This is a genomic window from Massilia sp. (assembly GCF_046293535.1).
GTDB lineage: Bacteria > Pseudomonadota > Gammaproteobacteria > Burkholderiales > Burkholderiaceae_D > Telluria.
Window position 1 is genome coordinate 1 of record NZ_JBKBOV010000049.1, and the last position, 23,466, is coordinate 23,466.

The following is a 23,466-nucleotide window of genomic DNA, read 5'->3' on the forward strand; positions in this document are numbered from 1 at the left end:
GGCGGGGCGACTCACTGAGCCGCCCGCCGACGTGCGCCACTGTAATGCGAAGCGTGGGTGATTAACGCTTTTCCTGCAGGTTCTCGCCAGCACGCTCCAGGGCGGCGCCGGTCTTGTCGCCCACCTTGTCCGAGGCTTCGCGGACGTTGGCGGCGGCTTCCTTCGATTCCTGCTTGATCTCGGCGCCGGCTTCGCGCATGTTTTCGCCGGCCTTGTCGGCGGCCTGCTCGATGTTCTCGCCGGCGCGGTCGGCGGCGGCGTCCACGCGTGCGGCTGCGTTCTCGGTCGCGTTCTCGACGTTCTGCGCGGCCTCACGGGTTTCCTGGGCGGCGTTGGCGGCGGCGTTGTCGACGGCCGCGCCGGCTTCCTGTGCCGGACCCATGTTCGGGTTGTCGTCGGCTTTCTTGCAGCCGGTGGCCATCACGGCGACAGCCAGCATCAGGGCGGAAATGGTAGCGGTGGTTTTCATGGTGTGCTCCTTGTGAAAAGGTTTAAGTTATTCATCTTTTGACAAGAGTTTGCACCAGAGACTTGTTGAGAACGGTGCGCGAAGTAACGCAGAATAAAGAAAAACTTGCTTCGCAAACAAAATTTATGAAAACGGGTGTTGTAATTAGTTTTGTTGAAAGGCGATTGCCTTGGAGTGCATGCTTGGGGGATGTTAGGATCGATCAATGGACCGAAGAACTGATTACAAAACCGCACTCCTGATCGACTCCGCCATCCACGAAGCGGCCAGCGAAGGGCGCCCGCGCGCCGCCACCGAACTGGCCAAGCTCGGCGTGCCGATGGAAATCACGATGCGCGTGCTGACCCGCCCCAGCGACCGCCGCCACCAGATCGCCTCGCTGAGCACGGTGGCGGTCGAGATCAAGCGCCAGTAGGCGCTTCCGGGAACAGGATGTTCAGGAAGGCGCGCACCACCGGCGCATCGCCTTCCACCGGGTAGGTGATATACAGGTTCGCCGAGGGCGGTTCGGTCCTGATCGGCAGGAAGCGCACCCCCGGCCAGCCGATGCGGCTGGTGGTCTGGGGCAGCAGCGCCACGCCCAGGCCCGCGCCCACCATGGCCAGCAGGGTCTGCGGCTCGGCCGCTTCCTGGAAGATGGTCGGCTGGAAGCCGGCGTCGACGCAGCACTGGATCAGGTAGCGCGGCTCGGCCGACTGGTCCAGGTGCAGGGTCAGCATGGGTTCGCCGGCGATGTCGATCAGTTCGATCGCATCGTTCTGCGCCAGCGGGTGCTTCGCGTTGATCGCCACGCACACGTCCTCGCGGAAGCACAGGTCCTGGCGCAGGTTGGCCTGCTTCAGCACGTCCCCCTCGATGCGCGGCTCGCGCCAGAAGCCGACGTCGATCTGCCTGGCGCGCAGCGCTTCCCACTGGTCGTTCGGTCCCAGTTCGTGGATGGTCCAGGTCACGCGCGGGTACTGGCTCTGGAACTGTTCCAGCAGCGCGGGAATCGGTCCCCACATCGCCGAACCGACGATGCCCACGCGCAGGCGGCCCACTTCGCCGCGGTCGATCTGGCGGATGGTGTCGATCGTCATGCGCATCCTGGCCAGCAGCTCGGCCGCCTCGAGCATCAGGGCCTTGCCGGCCACCGTCAGCTCGAAGCTGCGCGTGGTGCGGGTGAACAGGCGCACCCCGAGTTCGGCTTCGAGCTTCATGATCTGCTGGCTCAGCGGCGGCTGCGAGATGTGCAGGCGCTCGGCCGCGCGCGAGAAGCTTTTCTCTTCGGCGACGGCAAGGAAGTAGCGCAGCTGTTTCAGGTCGATCGACATGGCTTGCCCTGGTCAGGCGTTCAAGGCCACGGCCAGGCGAGCGCCCACCAGGGCGTTGTGCTTGACCAGCGCGATGTTGGTGGCCAGGCTGCGGCCCTCGGTCAGTTCCTTGATGCGGGCCAGCAGGAAGGGCGTCACCGCCTTGCCTTTCACGCCTTGCTGCTCCGCTTCGCCCAGCGCCTGCCGGATGATGGCGTCGATTTCCTCGCTCGGCATCGCCGATTCGCCCGGGACCGGATTGCTGACCACCACGCCGCCCGCCAGGCCGAGCTGCCACTTGGCGCGGATGAAGGCCGCCTGTTCTTCGGGCGTGTCGAGCTGGAAGTCGGCCTGGAAGCCGCTCTCGCGGGTGAAGAAGGCCGGGAAGCCCGGCTGGCCGACGCTGATCACCGGCACGCCCTGGGTCTCCAGGTATTCCAGGGTCAGGCCGATGTCGAGGATCGACTTCACGCCGGCGCAGACCACGGCCACGCTGGTGTGGGCGAGCTCCTGCAGGTCGGCCGAGATGTCGAAACTGGTCTCGGCGCCGCGGTGCACGCCGCCGATGCCGCCGGTGACGAACACCTCGATGCCGGCCAGCTGCGCGCAGATCATGGTGGCGGCCACGGTGGTGGCGCCGAGCTTGCCGGTGGAGAGCACGTAGGGCAGGTCGCGGCGGCTGACCTTCATGGCGTCCGGCGAGGCGCCCAGCAGCTCGAGCTGCTCTTCGGAGAGGCCGACGCAGATCTTGCCCCCGATGATGGCGATGGTGGCGGGCACCGCGCCGGCGTCGCGGATGATCTGCTCGACCTCGCGTGCGGTCTGCACGTTCTGCGGGTAGGGCATGCCGTGCGAGATGATGGTCGATTCGAGCGCGACGACGGGTTTGCCGGCGGCGCGCGCGCTGGCTACTTCGGGCGAGAACAGGAGGAAGGATTGCATGATCAGTCCAATACGGATTCGTTGAGGGATTCCAGCTGGCCGGGGTCGAGCGCCGGGCAGACGGTCTGCTCGCATTCGATGGTCATGCTGGACAATTGCAGGCCGCGGCGGCAGGCCAGGCCGAGATCGGCCTCGCCGCTGTGCAGCGACCAGCAGACGGCGGCGGCGAAGGCGTCGCCGGCGCCGGTGACGTCGACGACCTTCACCGCCGGGGCGTCGAGGCGCATCAGGCCAGCGGGAGAGGTGTACATGACGCCGCGCGCGCCACGCGTGACGATCACGTCCTGCACGCCCTGAGCCTGCAGGTCGGCGCAGGCGGCGCCGACGGCGGCGTCGCTCTCGAGCGCATGGCCCACGCGGGCCGCCAGTTCGCCCTGGTTCAGGATCAGGAGGCGCAGGCCGCGCAGCTGCCGGGGCAGGCGCGCCATCTTCGGTTCGGACACGGCCACCAATACCAGCGGCACGCCGTCGCGCAGCGCGTCCTCGCGCAGGGCGGCGACCGACTCGCTGGGAAGGTTGAGGTCGGCCACGATGAGCGCGGCGTTGGCGCGCTGTTGCTGGCGGGTGGCGAGGAAGTCTGGCGTCAGGCGGTCATTGAGGGCCATGTCGGCCAGCGCCACCACCATCTCGCCATCCTGGTCCAGCACCGCGGTATAGGTGCCGCTGCCGACGCCGTCGAGGCGCAGCGCGCCGCGGGTGTCGACGCCGGCTTCCTCGGCGTGGGCGAGCAGGGCGCGGCCGGAAGCGTCGCTGCCGACCGCCGTGACCAGGGCCACCGGCGTACCCAGGCGCGCCAGGTTTTCGGCGATGTTGCGGGCCACGCCGCCGAAGGATTCGTCCTGGCTGGCCGGATTCGAGGTGCCGAGCACCAGCTTGCCCGTGCTGCGCAGCTTGCGGTCGAGGTTGGAGGCGCCGATGCACAGGATCGGGCGCTGGTCCGGCAGTACGTAGGCGCGCCCCAGGATGCGGCGTTCGCGCACCAGGGTGGCGATGTAGTTGGCGACGGCCGAGCGCGACAGCCCGAGCCGGCTGGCAAGGTCTTGTTGCGAGATGAAGGGATTCGCGCGGATCAGCTCGTACAACTGTTCTTTTTTCGGCGGCTCGGTCACGGTCTGGGCTGGGCTCTGTTAAACAAATGTCCGTCAATGCTAGACAAATGTTTGAAGCGTGTCAAACAGTTCCGCTTTATATGTCTGTACGTCAACAATACACCGATTGATTTATTTTTTAAACCAATAAATCGACAAGAAAAATGGTATTTGCCATACATATCGCGCCTCATGCATAGTTATAATATTCCGGCTGGTATGTAGCAAACCCTGTTCCAGCCCCTCCTCACGTCTCCCGAATCCGCACACAAGGACTACCATGTTCAGCAATACCCCATTTGAAGCAGCAGAAGTCATCAAGGCACGCAAACCCGGTTTCGCGCCGCGCGCCGCATTGATCCTGGGTTCGGGGTTGGGCGTGCTGGCCGAGCAGATGACGGACGCCGTGTCGATCAGCTATGCCGACCTGCCGGGCTTCCCGATCAGCACCGTGCACGGCCATGCCGGCGAACTGGTGCTGGGGACCCTGGCCGGCGTGCCGGTGGTGTGCATGAAGGGCCGCGGCCACTTCTACGAAGGCTACGGCGCCAACGTCATGACCTCGGCCGTGCGCACGTTCAAACTGATCGGCTGCGAGATGCTCCTGGTGACGAACGCCGCCGGCTCGCTGCGTCCCGAAGTGGATGCGGGCAGCGTGGTGGTCCTGAACGACCACATCAACCTGCTGCCGGGCAGCCCGATGGCAGGCCCGAACGACGAGCGCTTCGGCCCACGCTTCTTCAGCATGGCCAATGCCTACGATGCCGAGCTGCGCGCCCTGGTCAAGGAAACCGCGGCCGCCAAGGGCATCACCCTGCACGAAGGCGTGTACCTGGCCTGCCCGGGCCCGAACTTCGAAACCGCCGCCGAAATCCGCGCCTTCAAGGCGCTGGGCGCCGACGTGGTCGGCATGTCGGTGGTGCCGGAAGTGATCTCGGCGCGCCACTGCGGCCTGAAGGTCGCCGGCATCTCGGCGATCACCAACCTGGCCGAGGGACTGACCCCGTTCCCGCTGTCGCACGAGCAGACCCTGAAGTACGCCGCGGTCGCGGCCAAGGACCTCGTCACCCTGATCCATTCCTTCATCGAGCGACTGGGCGCAACCCCGCGCACCGAAGCAAACTGATTCTTAGCGAGCGATTCCATGTCACGCGCATTCATCCTCCTGCTTGACTCGTTCGGCCTGGGCGCCTTGCCCGACGCCGACAAATACGGCGACCTCGGTGCCAACACCTTCGGCCACATCGCCAAGTGGGCGGCCAACGAGGGCAAGCCGATGTCGCTGCCCAACCTGGAACGCCTGGGCCTGGCGGCCGCCGCGCACAAGGCCAGCGGCGAATGGGCCGCCGGCTTTCAACAGCGCGAGGGCTTCACCGGCGCCTGGGGCGCCGCGCGCGAGCAGTCGACCGGCAAGGACACGCAGAGCGGCCACTGGGAGATCGCCGGCGTGCCGGTGCTGTTCGACTGGGGCTACTTCCCGAAGACCGTGCCGTCCTTCCCGAAAGAGCTGACCGACAAGCTGCAAGAGTCTACCGGCGTGCCGGGCTGGCTCGGCAACTGCCATGCGTCCGGCACCACCATCATCAACGAGCTGGGCGACAAACACGTCGCTACTGGCCGTCCGATCCTGTACACCTCGGCCGACTCGGTGCTGCAGATCGCCGCGCACGAAGAGCACTTCGGGCTGGAACGCCTGTACGAGGTCTGCGAGGTCGCGTATGAACTGGTCAAGCCCTACAACATCGGCCGCGTGATCGCGCGTCCCTTCACGGGCGCGAACGGCGACTACAAGCGCACCAGCAACCGTCACGACTACGCCGTGCCGCCGACCGCACCGACGCTGCTCGACCACGTCAAGGACGCGGGCGGCGAAGTCATTGCCCTCGGCAAGATCAGCGACATCTTCGCAGCCCAGGGCGTGACCCAGCTGATCAAGGGCGCCGACAACATGGCCCTGTTCGACCGCCTGGTCGAAGTGGCCGACACCGCCCCGAGCAAGTCGCTGACCTTCGTGAACTTCGTCGACTTCGACATGCACTTCGGTCACCGCCGCGACGTCGCCGGCTATGCGAACGCGCTGCACGAGCTGGATGCGCGCCTGCCGGAATTCATGGGCAAGCTGAAGGATGGCGACCTGGTCGTCATCACCGCCGACCACGGCTGCGACCCGACCGCGCCGGGCTCGGACCACACCCGCGAGCACATCCCGATGATCTTCTTCGGCCCGAACGTCGCCCCGCAGGAACTCCCGATCGCCTCCACCTTCTCGGATATCGGCGCAACGCTCGCCAAGCACCTTGGCGTCAAACCACTTTCGAACGGAACCGCACTGCTATGACCCAGCCCCTGGATTTCAAACGTAACACCGCCGTCGGCCTCGACCTCGGGCTGGTCAAGCACGTCAAGGTGAACCGCAACGCGGCCGACCGCCGCGCCGCCAGCCTGGCGAACCGCCGCACCGTGAAAAAGGAATACCAGGCTGCCTGGCTGGTGCGCGCCATCGAATGCATGGACCTGACCACCCTGGGCGGCGACGACACCCCGGGCCGCGTCGAGCGCCTGTGCATGAAGGCGATGCGCCCGCTGCGCGCCGACCTGATGCAGGCCCTGGGCCTGGAATCGCTGACCACCGGCGCCGTCTGCGTCTACCACGAGATGATTGGGCCAGCAGTAAAAGTCCTGCAGGGCCGCCTGCCGATCGCCGCCGTGTCGACCGCCTTCCCGGCCGGCCTGTCGAGCCTGGAGACCAAGCTGCGCGAGATCGAGCTGTCGGTGGCCGCCGGCGCGACCGAGATCGACATCGTGATCACCCGCCAGCATGTGTTGACGGGTAACTGGCAGGCCCTGTACGACGAGATGGTGGCCTACCGCCAGGCCTGCGGTGAGGCGCACGTGAAGGCGATCCTCGCCACCGGCGACATCGTCACCCTGGACAACGTGGCCAAGGCCTCGATGGTCTGCATGATGGCCGGCGCCGATTTCATCAAGACCTCGACCGGCAAGGAAGGCGTCAACGCCACCATCCCGGTCTCCTTGGTGATGACCCGCGCGATCCGCGACTACTACGAGCAGACCGGCTTCCAGGTCGGCTACAAGCCGGCCGGCGGCGTCTCCACCGCCAAGGCCGCGCTGCAGTACCTGACCGTGATGAAGGAAGAACTCGGCAACGAATGGCTGCAGCCGCACCTGTTCCGCATTGGCGCCTCGAGCCTGATGACCGACATCGAACGCCAGCTCGAACACTACGTGACCGGCAACTACTCGGCCGCCCATCGCCACGCGCAACCATAAAACAGCATCGGATTCGTCATGCCAACTATTAAAGAGATTCTTCAGACTATGGATTACGGCCCCGCACCAGAAAGCACCAAGGAAGCGAATGCGTGGCTGGACCAGCATGGACGCCGTTTTGGTTTGTTCATCGACGGCGCGTGGACCGAAGCTGCAACGACCTTCGCCACCAGCAACCCGGCCGACGCCAGCGAACTGGCGCAGGTGACGCAAGCGACGAGCGACGACGTCGAGCGCGCCGTACAGGCCGCACGCCGCGCCCAGCCGGGCTGGGTGGCCATCGGCGGCGCCGGCCGCGCGAAGATCATGTACGCGCTGGCGCGCCTGCTGCAGAAGCACTCGCGCCTGTTCGCGGTGCTCGAGACCCTGGACAACGGCAAGACCATCCGCGAAACCCGCGACGCCGACCTGCCGCTGGCCGCACGCCATTTCTACCACCACGCCGGCTGGGCCGCGCTGCAGTCGGAAGAATTCGCCGACTACCGCGCGGTGGGCGTGGTCGGCCAGATCGTGCCGTGGAACTTCCCGCTGCTCATGCTGGCATGGAAGATCGCCCCGGCCCTGGCTGCCGGTAATACCGTCGTGTTCAAGCCGGCCGAGTTCACGCCGCTCACCGCGCTGCTGTTCGCCGAGATCTGCCAGCAGGCCGGCGTCCCAGCCGGCGTGGTCAACATCCTCACCGGCGACGGCGCCGTGGGCGAAGCGATCGTGAACCACCCTGGCATCGACAAGCTGGCCTTCACCGGCTCGACCGAAGTGGGCCGCATCATCCGTAAAGCGACCGCCGGCACCGGCAAGAAGCTGTCGCTGGAACTGGGCGGCAAGTCGCCCTTCATCGTGTTCGACGACGCCGACCTGGATGCGGCCGTCGAAGGCCTGGTCGACTCGATCTGGTTCAACCAGGGGCAGGTCTGCTGCGCCGGCTCGCGCCTCCTGGTGCAGGAATCGGTCTACGAGCGCTTCATCGCCAAGGTGAAGGCGCGCATGCAGAACCTGCGCGTGGGCTCGCCGCTCGATAAATCGAACGACATCGGCGCGCTGGTCGACCCGATCCAGCAGCAGCGCATCCACGGCCTGGTGGAATCGGCACGTGCCGAAGGCTGCGAGATCTGGCAGCCGGCCTGCGAAGCGCCGACCGCGGGATCGTGGTACCTGCCGACCCTGATCACCGGCGCCTCGACCTCGGCCGCCGTGGCGCAAGCCGAGATCTTCGGCCCGGTGCTGGTGGCGATGAGCTTCCGCACCCCGTCGGAAGCGGTGCAGCTGGCGAACAACACCGTGTACGGCCTGGCCGCCTGCGTGTGGTCGGAATCGATCTCGCTGGCGCTGGACGTGGCGCCGCAGATCAAGGCCGGCGTGGTGTGGATCAACACCGCCAACCAGTTCGACGCAGCCTGCGGCTTCGGCGGCTACAAGGAGTCGGGCTTCGGCCGCGAAGGCGGCAAGGAAGGCATGTACGAGTACCTGACGCCGCTGTCGGAAGACGCACGCCCGGCAGCACCTAGCGTGCCTGAAAAAGGCCGCGTAAAGGCGTCGGAAGAGGGCAGCCCGTTCGCCGTCGACCGTACCGCCAAGCTCTACATCGGCGGCAAGCAGGCGCGCCCGGACGGCGCCTACAGCCGCGCCATCATGGGCGCGGGCGGCGCCTTCCTGGCCGACGTCGGCGAAGGCAACCGCAAGGACATCCGCAATGCCGTGGAAGCGGCGCACAAGGCCGCCGGCTGGTCCAAGGCCACCGCGCACAACCGCGCCCAGGTGCTGTACTACATCGCCGAGAACCTGGCGATCCGCGCCGACGAATTCGCCCAGCGCATCTCCGCGCAGACCGGTGCCAAGGACGCCGCCCGCGAGGTGCAGGCCTCGATCGAACGCCTGTTCTACTGGGCCGCATGGTGCGACAAGTACGACGGCGCCGCCCACCAGCCGCCGATGCACGGCATCACCGTGGCGCTGAACGAGCCGGTCGGCGTGATCGGCATCATCTGCCCGAACGAGAACCCGCTGCTGGGCTTCATCTCGCTGGTGGCGCCGGCGCTGGCGCTGGGCAACCGCGTGGTGGCGGTGCCGTCGGAAGCGGCGCCGCTGTCGGCGCTTGATCTGTACCAGGTGCTGGACACCTCGGACCTGCCGGGCGGGGCGCTGAACATCGTCACCGGATCAAGCTCGGAGCTGGCGCGCACGCTGGCTTCGCATGCGGACGTGGACGCCGTGTGGCGCCACGACGGTTCGGCCGAGGGTTGCGCGGAGGTGGAGCGCTTATCAAGCGATTCGCTCAAGCGCACCTGGGTCGGCGGCGCCAAGGGCCGCGACTGGTTCGATGCGAAGCAGGCGTGCGGCCGCACCGTGCTGCAGCATGCTTCCCAAGTAAAGAATGTCTGGATTCCATACGGCGTGTAATACAGCGTCGACGTACGAAACACCGACAACATAAATCAACGTCATTCCCGCGAAGGCGGGAATCCAAGTTTGCTAGCGTAACGCGACCAACATTGGATTCCCGCCTGCGCGGGAATGACGGTTTTTAAGCTAACGAATAGATTTACCTGAAGAGGAATCGATATGTTCCTACCCCAAGAAATCGTCCGCAAAAAGCGTGACGGCGGCACCCTGAGCGCCGAAGAGATCCAGTTCTTCGTGCGCGGCATCCCGGACGGCAGCACCACCGAAGGCCAGATCGCCGCGCTGGCGATGGCCGTCTACTTCAACGACATGACGATGGACGAACGCGTCGCCTTCACGCTGGCGATGCGCGATTCCGGCCAGGTCCTCGACTGGAAATCCCTCGACCTGCCGGGCCCGGTGGTCGACAAGCACTCGACCGGCGGCGTCGGCGACGTGGTCTCGCTCATGCTCGGCCCCATGATCGCGGCCTGCGGCGGCTTCGTGCCGATGATCTCGGGCCGCGGCCTGGGCCACACCGGCGGCACCCTGGACAAGTTCGATTCGATCCCGGGCTACAGCACCGTGCCGGATCCGGAAACATTCCGCCAGGTCGTCAAGGACGTGGGCGTGGCCATCATCGGCCAGACCGCCCAGCTGGCACCGGCCGACAAGCGCTTCTACAGCATCCGCGACACCACGGCGACCGTGGAATCGGTGGCCATGATCACCGGCTCGATCCTGTCGAAGAAGCTGGCGGCCGGCCTGGACGCGCTGGTGATGGACGTGAAGGTCGGCAGCGGCGCCTTCATGCCGACCTACGAAAAATCGGTGGAGCTGGCCGAGAGCATCGTCCACGTTGGCAACGGCGCAGGCACCCGCACCTCGGCGATCCTGACCGGCATGAACGAGTCGCTCTGCCACGCCGCCGGCAACGCCGTCGAAGTGCGCGTCGCCATCGACTACCTGACCGGCAAGGCGCGACCGAGCCGCCTGCACGAAGTGACCATGGCGCTGTGCGCCGAGATGCTGGTCATTTCCGGCATCGCCAGGACCGACGAGGAAGCACGCGCCAAGCTGCAGGCGGCGCTGGATTCCGGCGAAGCGGCCGAGCGTTTCGCCCGCATGGTCACCGCGCTGGGCGGTCCGTCCGACCTGATGGACAAGCCGGACGCGCACCTGGAAGGCGCGCCGGTCATCGTCCCGGCGCCGAGCCTGCAGGCGGGCTTCGCGACTTCGGTCGACACCCGCGGCCTGGGCCTGGCGGTGGTGGCGCTGGGCGGCGGCCGCGTGCGTCCGCAGGATACGATCGACTTCGCCGTCGGCCTCACTAATCTGGTGGAGCTGGGCGATGCGATCGCGGTCGGCCAGCCGCTGGCGATGGTGCATGCACGCTCCAGCGAAGCCGCCGAGCAGGCGGTGCGCCAGGTGCAGGCCGCCTACCAGATCGGTGCAGAGAAGGCGGCGGCCGAGCCGATGATCTACAAGACCATCCGTCCTTGATACCCAGACCATGAAATACGCGAAACTCATCGACGAAGCCCGCGCCGCGCGCGAACTGGCCTACACGCCGTACTCGAAGTTCCAGGTCGGCGCCGCGCTGGAATGCAAGGACGGCCGCATCTTCCGCGGCTGTAACGTGGAAAACGCCTCCTACGGCCTGTGCAACTGCGCCGAGCGCACCGCCTTTTTCAGCGCCATCGCCCACGGCTACAAGCCGGGCGACTTCTCGGCCCTGGCCGTGATCGGCCAGACCGAAGGCCCGATCGCCCCCTGCGGCGCCTGCCGCCAGGTGATCCTGGAACTGGGCGGCAAGGCGCTGCCGGTGGTCTTGAGCAACCTGAACGGCGACGTGTTCGAGACCACGGCGGCCGAGCAGCTGCCGAACGCCTTTGTTGGCGGCGACTTGAACAAGTAAGCTACATTAGCCGGCCGAGAAGCGCTGCACGCGGCAAACGCGGCAGCGCTTTTCTTTTGTCTGTTAGAAAGCAGACAAGCTGAACTTCCTCAAAAGCAACATTGCGATCCCGGCGTGTAATCGCTGGAATCGCTCGTATGCGCGCACAGGAATCCGATGCGTTTTAATCGAGAGAGTCGAAAAGTTTATTTTTTCGCACCGATGGAACAGTGCTGTCCTATCCTTGGGAAGACTTGTTTTTTACCCTCGGAGCTATTCCGATGTCAAATCTATGGGAGGTTCGAGCACATATACTCGACGCTGACAAGAAGACAGTTCGCGAGACTTTCGCTCTGAGCTATTCGGGCATGATTGAAGCAGAAGACCTTGCGCGGAACGTAAGCAAGTTTTCCTCGAAAGATTTTGTTCGGGCCCATTGGGAATTTATTCGAAGATATATGGAGGAGGGGCCTGAAGAAATTTCAAGTCAAATACAATTTTGCATGCCCATCGATCAGAAACGTGAGAACGCGAGATTGGGATTGAAAGGATATTTGCAAATTTTGCAGGGGCGCCGGCTCTCTTGTACGTTGCCATGTTCCCATTCTGTTTAGTAGTAAGCGTGTTTCGGATTTTTGCAATTCGAATTAGCAAAATTCCATCCTGGCCGGTAGAGGTCGGGGCTAGTTGTGCAATTGAACCAAATGATCCTTATGCGATCAAGGGAACAGATGATGGAGAGCGTGTTGCTGTATATCCCGAAGCTGCGCTCGCAGCAGGTGTAGGTTTTTGCACACCATAATGTCTTTTCGCGCACAAGTGCGGCCTTGAAATCGCTGACAAGTACACAACATGCAGCGTTGACCACGTTTTCGATGAGGAGCACCCCCATGAGCCCATCCGACACCCAACTGCTGCATGACTTCCTCGGCCAACTCGTCCAGGCCCGCGGCATCCAGAAGGACCCCGAAGCCGACGCGCTCATTCAGCGTGCGGTCGCCCAGCAGCCCGATGCCGCCTACCTGCTGGTCCAGCGCGTGCTGCTGATGGAACAGGCCCTCGACAGCGCCAAATCCAGGATCGCCACACTGGAAAGCCAGCTGCAACAACAGCAGCAACAGACCAGCCGCGGCGGCTTCCTCGACCCCCATTCCTGGGGCAGCCGCCGCCACGCCAGCCACCCGCAATCCCAGCACATGCACTACCAGCACGCCATGCCTGGCTCGATGGGCCGCGGCATGGGCGGTTTCCTGCGTGGCGGTGGAGGTGGTGGATTGCTCGGCTCGATCGCTGCGACCGCTGCCGGCGTGGCAGCCGGCAGCTTCCTCTTTCATGGCCTCGACAACCTGTTCCACGATCACGACGGCCAGGGCGCCGCCCACCTGCTGGGAGGAGAAAACCTGTCAGGCGCCGACCTTTCAGGCAGCGCGCTGGCCGACCAGGCCGGCCTGAACGACATCGGCACCGGTGACAGCCTGCTCGGCGGCGACTTCGGTTCCGAAGGCAGCGGCGGCTTCTTCGACGGCGACGGTTCCGACGAGGGCCTGTTCGGCTAGACGCCGCCGCGAAAGAACATCACATCTGCTGGAACAGGTGTCCGTGATTGCGGCTCACCTCCAGCTCGCCGGGGAAGTTGCGCAGCCGGACCATCTGGCGTCCGCGCAGGTCGCGGAACACTTCGGCGATCGCATCCACCCGCACCAGGGTGGAGCGGTGGATGCGCCAGAACTCGTCCGGGTCCAGCTCGTCCGCCAGTTCCTTGAGCGTCTTGCGAATCAGCAGCTGGGCGGTGGCGGTCTGCACGCAGGTGTACTTGTCGTCGGCCTGGAAGAACAGGACCTCGCGGGTGCTGACCATGCGCAGGCTGCCGCCCACCTGGGCCTGGATCCACTTCAGGTAGTTCGGCTTGGCCGCACCGCCCCCCTTGAGCAGGGTCCCCAGCTCGGCCAACTGCGCGCCGATGTCCTGCGGCGCCCTGGTGAGCCGCGCACGCAGGCGCTCGCAGGTGGTCTGCAGCCGGGCCGGCGTCACCGGCTTGAGCAGGTAGTCGATCGCTCCCTGTTCGAAGGCGTCGAGCGCGTACTGGTCGTAGGCGGTGGCGAACACGATGTGGCAGCGGTTGTAGAGCTGGCGCGCGGCGTCGATCCCGCCCATGCCGGGCATCCGGATGTCCAGAAAAGCGATATCGGGTTTGTGCTGCGCGGCCAGTTCCAGCGCCTCGGCGCCGTTGGCGGCTTCGGCCACGATGCGCAGCTCGGGCCAGGCATGGAGCAGGCGCATGCGCAGCTGGTCGCGCATCGGCGCTTCGTCGTCGGCGATCAGCGCGGTCGGGGCGCCAGGACTCATTTGAGCACCTCGAAAAAACGTAGCGAGCGGCGGCAATGGTGGCCGAGAAGCGCAACCGTACGAGGAGTACGGTGAGCATCGCAGGCCGCCAGTGCAACGCGCAGCAGGTTTGTCGAGGTGCTCATCAGTCGAACTCCGTCATGCGGTAGGGCAGGCGGATCGAGGCGCAGGCGCCGCCGCCCGGGGGCGTCTCGATCACCAGTTCGGCATCCTTCCCGTACAGCAGGGCCAGGCGCTCGCGGATGTTGGCCAGGCCGACGCCTTCGTCGGCGTGCAGGTCGATGCCGACGCCATCGTCGCACACGTCCACATGCAGCGTCGCCACTTCGACATGGGCGCGGACCGTGATGGTGCCGCCGGTCACCTTCGGCTCCAGGCCGTGCTTGATCGAGTTCTCGATCAGGGTCTGCAGCATCATCGGCGGGAAGGGCGAGCTGCCGAGGAAATCGGGCACCTCGAAGCGCACCTGCAGCCTTTCCTTCATGCGCGCCTGCATGATCGCCAGGTAGGCGCGCGACAGCTCGACCTGCTTGCCCAGGGTGCCACCTATGCCGCCGCCCTTGGTGCGCATCTGCGGCAGCGAGGAGCGCAGGTATTCGATCAGGTGCGCGTGCACGCGCGCCGCTTCCTTCGGGTCGGTCTCGATCAACTGGCCGATCAGCGCCAGGGTATTGAACAGGAAGTGCGGTTCGACCTGGGCCTGCAGCGTCGCCATCTGCGCTTCCATCAGGCGGCGCTCCAGGGTGGCGACATTGGCCTTGTCGGCGGCTTCGCGGGCGGTGAGCTCGGCGCGGCGCTTGCCGCCGGCCAGCACCTTGACGCCGAACGAGATCAGGATGAACCACACCGCCGGTTCGGTCAGCTGGAACGAGACGCCGAAGACGAAGACCAGGAACCAGGTCACGTACAGCTTGCGCCACTCGACCAGGGCCAGCCAGTCGAAGAAGCTCCACCACAGGGCGCTGGCTTCGCCGACGGCTTCGCGCACGAAGTCGAGTGCGCGGTTGATCGGGGTGGCCATCATGCCTTACTCCACGATCTGGGCCGGACGGCGGCCGAACAGCGCTGTCGCGACGACTTTCAGCAGCAGGAAGGCGACGAACAGCGTGAGCGCCAGCGGCACGATGCTCAGCACCAGCGCCAGCCCGATCGACACCGCCAGCAGCGACGGCCAGGACAGCGATGCCAGGGTGCGGGCGCCCGAGCGCAGGGCACGGTTGGCCTTGCGGGCGATGTCTTTCATGTCGGTCATGAAGGTATCGAAGCGGGAGGGTTTCATGCGTGTTCCTTCGGTTGAGTTGATGGCGCCACTGTAGGCCTTGCGGGCAGGGAGCGCCATGGTCATCCGACGAACGGTCGAAATGCCGGGTTTGACGGTCGCGTGGGCGGATAAGCGGGGAGCTTTGCCTATCACTTTCGAAGGAGCGGTACGGGGCCGCGCGCGTCCCAGTAGCTGCGCAGCAGTCCATAGTTCACCGTGTCGGCCATCTGGCCGTGCACGAACCAGCGTTCTGGCATGTAGCCTTCCTTGCGAAAGCCCAGGCGTTCCAGGACGGCGGCCGAGGCGCCGTTGCGCGGGTCGATGTCGGCTTCCACGCGATTCAGCCGCAGTTCGTGGAAACCGTAGTCGAGCGCCACCTCCAGCGCCTCGGTGGCATAGCCCTTGCCCCAGTGCGGGCTGCCGAGCGCGTAGCCGAGTTCGCAACGGCGGTTCTGCGGGAAGAAGTGATGCAGGTTGACGGTGCCGATGAGAAGGCCGGTTTCGGCAAGCTCGATGCCGAAGCGTACCTCGGACTGATCGCGGTAGCCGTCCAGGGCCCGCGCAATGGCATTTTCGGCAAAGGAGATCGAGGTCCAGGGTTCCGCGCTCCAGTAGCGCACCACGGCCGGATCGGAGAACACGGCGAACAGGTCGGCGGCATCGCGCATCGTCATGGGGCGCAGGGTGAGCCGCTCGGTGGTAAGGATGGGCGTCGGATAGCTGGACATGGTCACCTGATTGTTTGATTGCTAATAATCATACAGGGTTGCCGCGATTTGTCCTCGTCCAGAAGAAGGGTTTCCGGTTGCGACGCCCTTGCCGGCGCTTCACGCGCCGGGCAGGTAATCGATGCCGCCCTCGATCGCGCCGATGACCTGGGCGCGGTTCTCCTTGCTCTCGCTGAAACCGGTCAGCAGCGTCGTGCGCGAGCCCCCTGCTTCGAGGAAGTCCTGCCAGTATGCCAGGCCGGCCGCATCCGGCTCGCGGTGCAGCACGTTCCGGTACACCGTCGCGACGAAAGCGGGGGCGTCCAGCGGGCCGTAGCGTCCGGCGAACTCGTCGCTGGCCATGAACTGCGCCGCCACGTCCTGCAGGCCGGCGCCGCGGTCCATCGCCGCGATCCAGAAGCCGAGGCCGGCCGGGTCGGGAGCGCGGTCGAAGGCGGCCTGGTAGATGCGGTAGGCCTGTCCGGCGCTGCCGTCGATGTCGAAGGCCAGGGCGCGATCGGCGAACAGGACGCGTTCGACGCCGGCCAGGGCGACCTCGATGGCCTTGCCGGACAGCGTGACGCCGGCATCCTTGCGCAGCAAGGTATACGCGTCGCGCTGTCCCGGCAGGGTGGCGACGTCGAAACCGGCGGCGCCGTCGAAGGCATTGACGCCGGAGCGGGCAAGGAAGACGTCGTTCCCGCTCGAACCCAGCAGCACCTCGCCGCCGAAGTTCGCCTGGTAGACATGGCCGTTGGCGAGCTTGTTGAGCCACACCGACATCACGCCGCCGCCCGTGATGCCGACCAGGTCACGCATGCCGTCGCCGTCGACGTCGGCTGCCTGGACGCGTTCGCCCGGCGCGGATTCCCAGGCGAGGGCAAAGCTGCCGTCGCCGCGGTTCAGGTAAAGCTTGGACGTCACCGGCATGCCTGCCGATTCGGCCAGGATGTCGACGAAACCGTCGTTGTTGACGTCGACCGCCGACAGGGACATCAACCAGCCCGGCTGGCTGGTGTCCTTGTCCTGGGGCAGGCGGGTTGCGGTCTCGTCGCGGAAGTTTCCGGCGCCATCGTTGACCAGGAGCTGGATGTAGTCGGCATGGTAGAAGGTGCCGGAGTCTCCGCCATTCGTCACGCTCAGCATCAGGTCCGGAAACGCATCGCCGTTCAGGTCGATGCGCTCGACCTCGAGCACGATTTCGCCCGGCAGGCCGGCGGCCGGCAGAGGAATCGGCGCGCTGCGGGTGAAATTGCCGGTGCCGTCGTTGAGCAAGACCTTGCTCGGCGTTTTCATGATATTCCCGTCCCAGGTGCCGAGGACCAGGTCGGCGGCGCCGTCGCCGTTGAGATCACCGATTCCCGAGAAGGTGCTGGTTTCAGGATAATCGGCGGGGCCGAGGCGCACCGAAGGCCGTGGCAGCAGATCGCGCATCTCGGTGAAGCGCCCGCTGCCATCGTTGATCAGGAGAAGATTGCCTTCGTCGAGCGCATTCACCAGCACGTCGATGTGGCCGTCGCCGTTGACGTCGCCCGCGCTGCCGCCGTGATTCGTGTCCGGACGCTGGGGCAGGCTGGCGCTGGCATCTTCGAGGCGGCCGCTCGACACGGAAGACAGGTAGAGGCTGCTGATTCCGCCAGGGAAGGGCGGGGCGTCGTCGCCGAAATCGAGCTGGAAGATGTCGCTGCGGCCGTCCCCGTTGAAGTCGGCCACGATGGTACGGCCGCCGCCGACGATCTTCAGGGGCGGCTGCCCGAAGATCTCGGCGGTGCCGTCGCGCAGGCCGCCCTTGCGGTCGCCCAGGACGATGTAGGTGGGGGCCGGGGCGGTGCCGGTGCCGACCTGGGTGACGATCGCGAAGTCGGTACTGCCGTCGCCGTTGAAGTCGCCCGTCTTGAACTGCGACAGCGCGGCGTTCGCGGGGAAGGGAAGCTTGAGCGTGGCGGCGCTGCGGAAGTCGCCCACGAACTGCGAGCGCAGGATGACCGCATCGTCCGACCCTGCGCCGACGAATTCGATCTTTTCGACGCCGCGCAGGGTGTCGGTGCCGCGGTCGCCGTTGGTGAAGCGCTTGACGACGGTGAAGGTATCGCTGGCCGCGTCGTAGCGCACCTCTGCGGCGGTCGATTTCTCGAAAAAGTAGCTCACGGTGTCGAAGCCGGCCCCGCCCTCGACCAGGTCGCTGCCCCCGCCGCCGTGGAAGTATTCGTCGGCAGCGCCGCCGCGCAGGATGTCGTCATGGCCGGAGCCCTGCACGACCTTGACGCCGACCAGGCGGTCGACGGTGCCGAATCCGTCTTCGGCGCGGCCTGCGCCGAGGTCGACGATCACGCCGCGCGGCGAGCCCCAGTAAGCGGCCGTCGCGTAGGAAGCGGCGGCGACGATCTCGTCGTTGCCGGGGCCGCCGATGGCCAGGCCGGTGGTGACGACGATGCGGTCATTGCCTTCCAGGCCGTAGATCGGTCCTGCTGGAAGCCCCTGCTTTTCCTGGTCGATGACGTCGTCATTCGGCGTGCCGTGGAAGGCCATGTTCGTCCCGTCGTGCTGAGTTGCAAAGATGCAAGTATATGCAATCGGCAGCAAAGAAGCGAATCCCGGGCACCGCCTTGGTCAGCCTTTCGCAGCCACCGCCCGCACCACCATGTCGCCGATCAGGCGCTCGGCATCCTCGAAGTCGGCGCCGGAGAGTTCCGGCTTGTCCAGCACCAGCGCCATCTGGGCCGAGAAGTCGGCGTAGGACTGGGTCATGGCCCACAGCGCGAACAGCAGGTGGGTGGCGTCCAGGCGGGCGATGCGGCCGTCCGCCATCCAGCGCTCGAACACCTCGATGTCGCGGCGCAGCAGCGGCACCACCCGGGCACGGATCTGCTCGCCGTAGAACTTGGCGCCGCCGATGACCTCCATCGCGTACACGCGCGAGGCCCAGGGCTGCTCGCGCGAGAAGCGCAGCTTGGCGCCGATGTAGGCGCGCAGCACGTCGGCGGGCTCGCCGCCGGCCTCGGCCAGATGCGCCATGCGCGCGAGCCAGTCGTCGAGCACGTCGTCGAGCACGCGCTGGTACAGGCCGTTCTTGGTCGGGAAGTAGTAGAGCAGGTTCTGCTTCGAGATGCCGGTCCGTTCGGCGACCGCGGCGATGCTGGTGCCGTCGAAGCCGCATTCGGCGAACAGGCGGGTGGCGGCCTGGATGATCGCGCTTTCGAGCTTGCCGCGCCGCCTGGCGCTGTCGGTAACGGGAATGTCCATGATGTCCTCAGCGCCGGGTGCGCAGCACGTCGCGCAGGAAGTCGAGCAGTTGCGGGTTGGCCGCATAGGCGGCATTGAAGCGGAACCAGATGCCCTGCCGTCCGGTATCCTGCGGGCGCTGCGTGAAGAATTCGCCCGGCGCCAGCAGGATGCCGGCGCGCAGGGCGGCGTCGGCGATGGCGCGGCCGGTCCGTCCGGGTGCCGCCTCGCTCCAGCCGGCGCTGACGAACATGCCGCCGCGCGGCCGCGCCAGCGGGCGCAGGCCCACGCCGTCCAGGGCCTCCAGGGTGCGCTCGCGCGCCTCCTCCAACTGGCTGGTCAAGCGCTCGACCATGCGGCGGTAGCCGCGCGTGCCGGTGGCGTGGAAGACCGCGCGCTCGTTGATCTCGGACGTGGTCAGGCCCGCCACCATTTTCACGCGCAGCAGCTCCGGTACCAAGGAATGCGAGGCGCACAGCGAGCCCACGCGCAGCACCGGCGACAGGGTCTTGGAAAAGCTGCCGACCCGGATCACCCGGCGCAGCCCGTCCATGGCCGCCAGCGATGCTTCGGAAGGCAGGGCCAGCTCGCGGTAGATGTCGTCTTCCACCAGCCAGAAATCGAACTGCTCGGCCAGCGCCAGCAGCCGGTGCGCCTGGGCGTGCGAGAGCGAGGTGCCGAGCGGATTCTGGAGCACCGTGTTGACGAACATGAGTTTCGGATGCAGCAGCGCGGCCTGGCGCGCCAGCTCTTCCATATCGAGGCCGGCCTCGCTGCGCGCGATGCCGACCGGGATGCAGCCATGGTGGCGCACCAGCGACAGCAGGTTGCTGTAGCCGGGGTCTTCCACCAGCACGACGTCGCCGGGGCGCGTGAGGGTGCGCAGCACCAGGTCGAAGGCGTGGGTGGCGCCGTTGGTGAGCAGGATCTGGTCGGGCTCGACGGCGAACAGCTCGCCGGACAGGGTGGCGGCCAGGTGCTGGCGCAGCGCCGGGAAGCCGAGCGGATGGCCGTAGCCGCGCAGGCGGCTGGCCGGGATCTTCATCGCATGGCGGACGGCGTCGAGGATGGTATTTTCGCCATACCACTCGGGCGGCAGCCAGCCGGCGCCGACCGGCAGCGCCTCGGCCTGTCCGCTGTACAGCTCGGGGGCGAGGGCATCGATTTCGGAATGCAGGCCGGGCTGGTTGGCTACCGGCGCGGAAGGCGCCTGTGGCAGGCCGCGTGCGACGAAGAAACCGGACCCGCGGCGCGAGGACAGCAGTCCCAGCTGATGCAGCCGCTCATAGGCCTCGACCACCGTGTATGTGCTGACGCCATTGCACTTTGCGAATTGTCTAACCGATGGCATTTTCGTGCCGGCACCGAGCTGGCGCTCGTTTACCATCGTCGAGATAGTCCCGACGATCTGGTCGACCAGGCTGCCGCGCCCCTTGCGGTCGATCGCGAGCAAGGGCCAGACTGCCGCTTCGGCTGTCATACTGGACGCCCGATGCAAGGTTTCAGAAGGAATAATCTCTGTCAGAACAGCTTCTGCCATCGCCACCACTCCACGCGCGGGTTGAACTGTACAGGTCACGGAACCTGTACGGTTGGTCGGTTTTGCCCTTGGTGTATCTGTGCCGGTGTTGCCTTGCTGACTATTATTGATCAATATTTTGCCAACTGGTAAAAATTTTTCGCCGTGATGGCGGGGGAGAGACGCATGAACGAGTCCAGGCCCACCTCGATGTCCGCATTCTGGATGCCTTTCACCAATAACCGCGACTTCAAGGCCGATCCGCGCCTGCTGGTGTCCGCCGAAGGGATGTACTACAAGGACGTCGACGGCAATAGCGTGCTCGACGGCACCGCCGGTCTCTGGTGCGTGCCCTGCGGCCACGCCCAGCCGCGCATCACCCAGGCCGTGAGCGAGATGGTCGGCCAGCTCGACTTCGCGCCCACCTTCCAGATGGGGCACCCGGCCGCGTTCGACCTGGCCGAGCAACTCATGGAGTACACCGGCCACAAGTTCGGCCACGTGTTCTATACCAACTCCGGCTCCGAGGCGGTGGACACCGCGCTGAAAATGGCGCTGGCCTACCACAGGGCGCGCGGCGAGGGCGGGCGCACGCGCCTGATCGGCCGCGAGCGCGGCTACCACGGCGTGGGCTTCGGCGGCCTCTCGGTGGGCGGGATCGGCAACAACCGCAAGAGCTTCGGCCCGCTGCTGCCGGGCGTGGACCACCTGCCGCACACGCACAACCTGCTGAAAAACGCCTTCTCGCGCGGCGAGCCGGACTTCGGCGCCGACCTGGCCGACGAGCTGGAACGCCTGGTCACGCTGCACGACGCGTCCACCATCGCCGCCGTCATCGTCGAGCCGGTGTCCGGCTCCACCGGCGTGCTGGTGCCGCCCAAGGGTTACCTGAAGCGCTTGCGCGAGATCTGCGACAAGCATGGCATCCTCCTGATCTTCGACGAAGTCATCACCGGCTTCGGCCGCCTGTGCACGCCCTTCGCCAGCGACTACTTCGGCGTGGAGCCGGACATGATGACCACGGCCAAGGGCCTGACCAACGGCGTGGTGCCGATGGGCGCCGTATTCTCCAAGCGCTTCATCCACGACGCCTTCATGGAGGCGCCGGCCGGCATCGAGCTGTTCCACGGCTACACCTACTCGGGCCACCCGCTGGCCTGCGCGGCCTCGCTCGCCACGCTCGAGGTGTTCCGCGAGCAGGGCATCATCGAAAACGCCAGGAGCGTCCAGCCGTATTTCGAAGACGCGCTGCATGCGCTGCGCGGCCTGCCGCACGTGATCGACCTGCGCTCCATCGGCCTGGTGGCCGGCATCGAACTCGAACCCATCGCCGGCAAACCGGGCGCACGCGCCTACAGCGCCTTCAAGAAGGCCTTTGCCGACGGCATCCTGATCCGCGTGACGGGCGATATCATCGCGCTCTCGCCGCCGCTCATCCTGGACAAGCAGCACATCGACGAATTGTTCGGCAAGCTGGCCAACGTACTCAAACACCTGGACTAATACATGAATCTCATTTCGCACTTCATCAACGGCCAGCCGGCGCACGCGGACGGTACGCGCCAGCTGGATGTGTACAACCCGGCGCGCGGCGAGCCCTGCGCGCGGGTGGCGCTGGCCGAGCCGCGCGACGTCGACGCGGCCGTCAGCGCGGCGCTCGCCGCCTTCCCGGCCTGGGCCGGCACGCCGCCGCTGGCGCGCGCACGCATCCTGTTCAAGTACCTGCAGTTGTGCCAGCAGCATACCGACGACTTCGCCGCCATGGTCGTGCGCGAGCACGGCAAGACCTTCGCCGACGCACAAGGAGAAGTCGCGCGCGGCATCGAAGTGGTGGAATTCGCGGTGGGCATCCCGCAGATGCTCAAGGGCGAATTCACCGACCAGATCGCGCGCGGCATCGATGCCTGGTCGATGCGCCAGCCGCTTGGCGTGGTCGCCGGCATCACGCCCTTCAACTTCCCGGTGATGGTGCCGATGTGGATGTTCCCGGTCGCGATCGCCTGCGGCAACACCTTCGTGTTGAAACCTTCGGAACGCGACCCTTCGCCCTCGCTGCTGCATGCGCAGCTGCTGAAGGAAGCCGGCCTGCCGGACGGCGTGTTCAACGTGGTGCAGGGTGACAAGGTAGCCGTCGATGCGCTGCTCGAGCACCCCGACGTCCAGGCCATCAGCTTCGTGGGCTCGACCCCGATCGCCGAATACATCTATTCGCGCGGATCGAGCAAGGGCAAGCGCGTGCAGGCCCTGGGCGGCGCCAAGAACCACATGGTGGTGATGCCGGACGCGGACATGGACATGGCGGTCGACGCGCTCATCGGCGCGGCCTACGGCTCGGCCGGCGAGCGCTGCATGGCGATCTCGGTGGCGGTGGCGATCGGCGACGCCGGCGACAAGCTGGTCGCCGCGCTGGCCGAGCGCACCAGGCGGCTCAAGGTCGACGACGGCATGGCCGAGGGCGCCGAGATGGGCCCGGTCATCACCGGCGCCGCCAAGGAACGCATCGAACGCCTGATCGGCCAGGGCGTGGAGCAGGGCGCAAGCCTGGTGGTGGACGGCCGCGGCTACCGCGTGGACGGCTGCCCGAACGGCTTTTTCGTGGGCGGCACCCTGTTCGACCACGTCACGCCCGACATGACGATCTACCAGGAAGAGATCTTCGGCCCGGTGCTGTGCGTGGTGCGCCTGCCGGACGTGGGCCGCGCGGTGGAACTCATCAACGCCAACGAATACGGCAACGGGGTCGCCATCTTCACCCGCGACGGCGGCGTGGCGCGCGAGTTCGTGCGCCAGATCGAGGTCGGCATGGTCGGCGTGAACGTGCCGCTGCCGGTGCCGATGGCCTTCAACAGCTTCGGCGGCTGGAAGCGCAGCCTGTTCGGCGACCACCATGCCTACGGCCCCGAAGGCGTGCGTTTCTACACGCGCCACAAGGCGGTGATGGAGCGCTGGCCCAATACCGCGAGCAGCGGACCGCAGTTCGCCTTCCCGCAGATGAAGTAGGGTGGTCGGCTTTGCCGACCGCGCGTTCAGCTTCCGGATGCGCTGTGCCAACG

General features: G+C 66.2%; 21 protein-coding genes. 10 read left to right on the forward strand and 11 right to left on the reverse strand.

All coding sequences use genetic code 11. The features are described 5' to 3' along the window. Positions 1–61 precede the first annotated feature (61 nt). Complete coding sequence (locus ACK4S9_RS20125; RefSeq protein WP_409729220.1) at positions 62–469, reverse strand: hypothetical protein; 408 nt, start codon at positions 467–469, stop codon at positions 62–64. 205 nt (positions 470–674) lie between these two features. Between ACK4S9_RS20125 and ACK4S9_RS20130 the strand changes: the two genes are divergently transcribed. Then, complete coding sequence (locus ACK4S9_RS20130; RefSeq protein WP_409729222.1) at positions 675–884, forward strand: hypothetical protein; 210 nt, start codon at positions 675–677, stop codon at positions 882–884. Here the strand turns inward: ACK4S9_RS20130 and ACK4S9_RS20135 are convergent. The 3 genes from ACK4S9_RS20135 to ACK4S9_RS20145 are packed head-to-tail and all read right to left on the reverse strand — an operon-like array spanning position 871 to position 3,812. Beyond that, entirely contained in the window at positions 871–1,782 is a 912-nt protein-coding gene (locus ACK4S9_RS20135) for a LysR family transcriptional regulator (protein WP_409729223.1), read from the reverse strand. The two genes, ACK4S9_RS20130 and ACK4S9_RS20135, sit on opposite strands and share 14 nt — an antisense overlap. A 12-nt stretch (positions 1,783–1,794) precedes the next feature. Next, complete coding sequence (locus tag ACK4S9_RS20140; RefSeq protein WP_409729225.1) at positions 1,795–2,703, reverse strand: pseudouridine-5'-phosphate glycosidase; 909 nt, start codon at positions 2,701–2,703, stop codon at positions 1,795–1,797. Between the two features lie 2 nt (positions 2,704–2,705). Next, the gene (locus ACK4S9_RS20145) at positions 2,706–3,812 is read right to left on the reverse strand and encodes a carbohydrate kinase (RefSeq protein WP_409729227.1); all 1,107 of its coding nucleotides are present in this window, start codon (positions 3,810–3,812) and stop codon (positions 2,706–2,708) included. Positions 3,813–4,071: 259 nt separating this feature from the next. Here ACK4S9_RS20145 and xapA point away from each other — a divergent pair, with 259 nt between their 5' ends. The 7 genes from xapA (at position 4,072) to ACK4S9_RS20180 (ending at position 12,914) form a co-directional block, all read left to right on the forward strand. After that, the gene (gene xapA, locus ACK4S9_RS20150; RefSeq protein ID WP_409729229.1) at positions 4,072–4,917 is read left to right on the forward strand and encodes a xanthosine phosphorylase; all 846 of its coding nucleotides are present in this window, start codon (positions 4,072–4,074) and stop codon (positions 4,915–4,917) included. 18 nt (positions 4,918–4,935) lie between these two features. Then, a complete protein-coding gene (locus ACK4S9_RS20155; protein WP_409729231.1) occupies positions 4,936–6,129 on the forward strand; it encodes a phosphopentomutase in 1,194 nt (397 codons plus the stop codon). Further along, the gene (gene deoC, locus ACK4S9_RS20160) at positions 6,126–7,082 is read left to right on the forward strand and encodes a deoxyribose-phosphate aldolase (protein WP_409729233.1); all 957 of its coding nucleotides are present in this window, start codon (positions 6,126–6,128) and stop codon (positions 7,080–7,082) included. The genes ACK4S9_RS20155 and deoC overlap by 4 nt, the downstream gene beginning before the upstream one ends. A gap of 18 nt (positions 7,083–7,100) precedes the next feature. Beyond that, positions 7,101–9,479 (forward strand): aldehyde dehydrogenase family protein, encoded by a 2,379-nt coding sequence (locus ACK4S9_RS20165; protein WP_409729234.1) that lies wholly within the window; start codon positions 7,101–7,103, stop codon positions 9,477–9,479. Between the two features lie 162 nt (positions 9,480–9,641). Further along, the gene (deoA, locus tag ACK4S9_RS20170) at positions 9,642–10,964 is read left to right on the forward strand and encodes a thymidine phosphorylase (RefSeq protein ID WP_409729236.1); all 1,323 of its coding nucleotides are present in this window, start codon (positions 9,642–9,644) and stop codon (positions 10,962–10,964) included. 10 nt (positions 10,965–10,974) lie between these two features. Further along, the gene (locus tag ACK4S9_RS20175; RefSeq protein WP_409729238.1) at positions 10,975–11,379 is read left to right on the forward strand and encodes a cytidine deaminase; all 405 of its coding nucleotides are present in this window, start codon (positions 10,975–10,977) and stop codon (positions 11,377–11,379) included. An 869-nt stretch (positions 11,380–12,248) separates the two neighbouring features. Continuing rightward, positions 12,249–12,914, forward strand: a complete 666-nt coding sequence (locus ACK4S9_RS20180; protein WP_409729240.1) for a DUF2076 family protein — start codon at positions 12,249–12,251, stop codon at positions 12,912–12,914. Between the two features lie 19 nt (positions 12,915–12,933). Here the strand turns inward: ACK4S9_RS20180 and ACK4S9_RS20185 are convergent, their stop codons facing one another. The 7 genes from ACK4S9_RS20185 to ACK4S9_RS20215 all read right to left on the reverse strand — a co-directional run bounded on the left by ACK4S9_RS20185 (position 12,934) and on the right by ACK4S9_RS20215 (position 20,374). Beyond that, positions 12,934–13,704, reverse strand: coding sequence for a LytR/AlgR family response regulator transcription factor (locus tag ACK4S9_RS20185; RefSeq protein ID WP_409729242.1), 771 nt, complete (start codon positions 13,702–13,704; stop codon positions 12,934–12,936). A 124-nt stretch (positions 13,705–13,828) separates the two neighbouring features. Further along, positions 13,829–14,728, reverse strand: a complete 900-nt coding sequence (locus ACK4S9_RS20190; protein WP_409729244.1) for a sensor histidine kinase — start codon at positions 14,726–14,728, stop codon at positions 13,829–13,831. Positions 14,729–14,731: 3 nt separating this feature from the next. Further along, a complete protein-coding gene (locus ACK4S9_RS20195; RefSeq protein WP_409729245.1) occupies positions 14,732–14,983 on the reverse strand; it encodes a hypothetical protein in 252 nt (83 codons plus the stop codon). Between the two features lie 131 nt (positions 14,984–15,114). Beyond that, positions 15,115–15,693, reverse strand: a complete 579-nt coding sequence (locus ACK4S9_RS20200) for a GNAT family N-acetyltransferase (protein WP_409729247.1) — start codon at positions 15,691–15,693, stop codon at positions 15,115–15,117. A gap of 99 nt (positions 15,694–15,792) precedes the next feature. Continuing rightward, positions 15,793–18,201: an FG-GAP-like repeat-containing protein gene (locus ACK4S9_RS20205; RefSeq protein ID WP_409729249.1), complete on the reverse strand. Its 2,409-nt coding sequence runs from the start codon at positions 18,199–18,201 to the stop codon at positions 15,793–15,795. An 81-nt stretch (positions 18,202–18,282) separates the two neighbouring features. Next, on the reverse strand, positions 18,283–18,915 hold the full coding sequence (locus ACK4S9_RS20210; protein WP_409729251.1) for a TetR/AcrR family transcriptional regulator: 633 nt from the start codon (positions 18,913–18,915) through the stop codon (positions 18,283–18,285). A gap of 7 nt (positions 18,916–18,922) precedes the next feature. Next, positions 18,923–20,374 (reverse strand): PLP-dependent aminotransferase family protein, encoded by a 1,452-nt coding sequence (locus ACK4S9_RS20215; protein WP_409729254.1) that lies wholly within the window; start codon positions 20,372–20,374, stop codon positions 18,923–18,925. A gap of 225 nt (positions 20,375–20,599) precedes the next feature. Between ACK4S9_RS20215 and ACK4S9_RS20220 the strand changes: the two genes are divergently transcribed. Both ACK4S9_RS20220 and ACK4S9_RS20225 read left to right on the forward strand, forming a co-directional pair. Next, positions 20,600–21,916 (forward strand): aspartate aminotransferase family protein, encoded by a 1,317-nt coding sequence (locus tag ACK4S9_RS20220; protein WP_409729256.1) that lies wholly within the window; start codon positions 20,600–20,602, stop codon positions 21,914–21,916. A gap of 3 nt (positions 21,917–21,919) precedes the next feature. Beyond that, positions 21,920–23,413: a CoA-acylating methylmalonate-semialdehyde dehydrogenase gene (locus tag ACK4S9_RS20225; RefSeq protein WP_409729258.1), complete on the forward strand. Its 1,494-nt coding sequence runs from the start codon at positions 21,920–21,922 to the stop codon at positions 23,411–23,413. Positions 23,414–23,466 lie beyond the last annotated feature (53 nt).

Excerpts from the sequence above, each read along its gene's own strand:
- ACK4S9_RS20125 (WP_409729220.1), bottom strand. The coding sequence starts at position 469 with ATGAAAACCACCGCTACCATTTCCGCCCTGATGCTGGCTGTCGCCGTG.
- ACK4S9_RS20130 (WP_409729222.1), top strand. The coding sequence starts at position 675 with ATGGACCGAAGAACTGATTACAAAACCGCACTCCTGATCGACTCCGCC.
- ACK4S9_RS20135 (WP_409729223.1), bottom strand. The coding sequence starts at position 1,782 with ATGTCGATCGACCTGAAACAGCTGCGCTACTTCCTTGCCGTCGCCGAA.
- ACK4S9_RS20140 (WP_409729225.1), bottom strand. The coding sequence starts at position 2,703 with ATGCAATCCTTCCTCCTGTTCTCGCCCGAAGTAGCCAGCGCGCGCGCC.
- xapA (WP_409729229.1), top strand. The coding sequence starts at position 4,072 with ATGTTCAGCAATACCCCATTTGAAGCAGCAGAAGTCATCAAGGCACGC.
- ACK4S9_RS20155 (WP_409729231.1), top strand. The coding sequence starts at position 4,936 with ATGTCACGCGCATTCATCCTCCTGCTTGACTCGTTCGGCCTGGGCGCC.
- deoC (WP_409729233.1), top strand. The coding sequence starts at position 6,126 with ATGACCCAGCCCCTGGATTTCAAACGTAACACCGCCGTCGGCCTCGAC.
- ACK4S9_RS20165 (WP_409729234.1), top strand. The coding sequence starts at position 7,101 with ATGCCAACTATTAAAGAGATTCTTCAGACTATGGATTACGGCCCCGCA.
- deoA (WP_409729236.1), top strand. The coding sequence starts at position 9,642 with ATGTTCCTACCCCAAGAAATCGTCCGCAAAAAGCGTGACGGCGGCACC.
- ACK4S9_RS20175 (WP_409729238.1), top strand. The coding sequence starts at position 10,975 with ATGAAATACGCGAAACTCATCGACGAAGCCCGCGCCGCGCGCGAACTG.
- ACK4S9_RS20180 (WP_409729240.1), top strand. The coding sequence starts at position 12,249 with ATGAGCCCATCCGACACCCAACTGCTGCATGACTTCCTCGGCCAACTC.
- ACK4S9_RS20185 (WP_409729242.1), bottom strand. The coding sequence starts at position 13,704 with ATGAGTCCTGGCGCCCCGACCGCGCTGATCGCCGACGACGAAGCGCCG.
- ACK4S9_RS20190 (WP_409729244.1), bottom strand. The coding sequence starts at position 14,728 with ATGATGGCCACCCCGATCAACCGCGCACTCGACTTCGTGCGCGAAGCC.
- ACK4S9_RS20195 (WP_409729245.1), bottom strand. The coding sequence starts at position 14,983 with ATGAAACCCTCCCGCTTCGATACCTTCATGACCGACATGAAAGACATC.
- ACK4S9_RS20200 (WP_409729247.1), bottom strand. The coding sequence starts at position 15,693 with ATGTCCAGCTATCCGACGCCCATCCTTACCACCGAGCGGCTCACCCTG.
- ACK4S9_RS20205 (WP_409729249.1), bottom strand. The coding sequence starts at position 18,201 with ATGGCCTTCCACGGCACGCCGAATGACGACGTCATCGACCAGGAAAAG.
- ACK4S9_RS20210 (WP_409729251.1), bottom strand. The coding sequence starts at position 18,915 with ATGGACATTCCCGTTACCGACAGCGCCAGGCGGCGCGGCAAGCTCGAA.
- ACK4S9_RS20215 (WP_409729254.1), bottom strand. The coding sequence starts at position 20,374 with ATGACAGCCGAAGCGGCAGTCTGGCCCTTGCTCGCGATCGACCGCAAG.
- ACK4S9_RS20220 (WP_409729256.1), top strand. The coding sequence starts at position 20,600 with ATGAACGAGTCCAGGCCCACCTCGATGTCCGCATTCTGGATGCCTTTC.
- ACK4S9_RS20225 (WP_409729258.1), top strand. The coding sequence starts at position 21,920 with ATGAATCTCATTTCGCACTTCATCAACGGCCAGCCGGCGCACGCGGAC.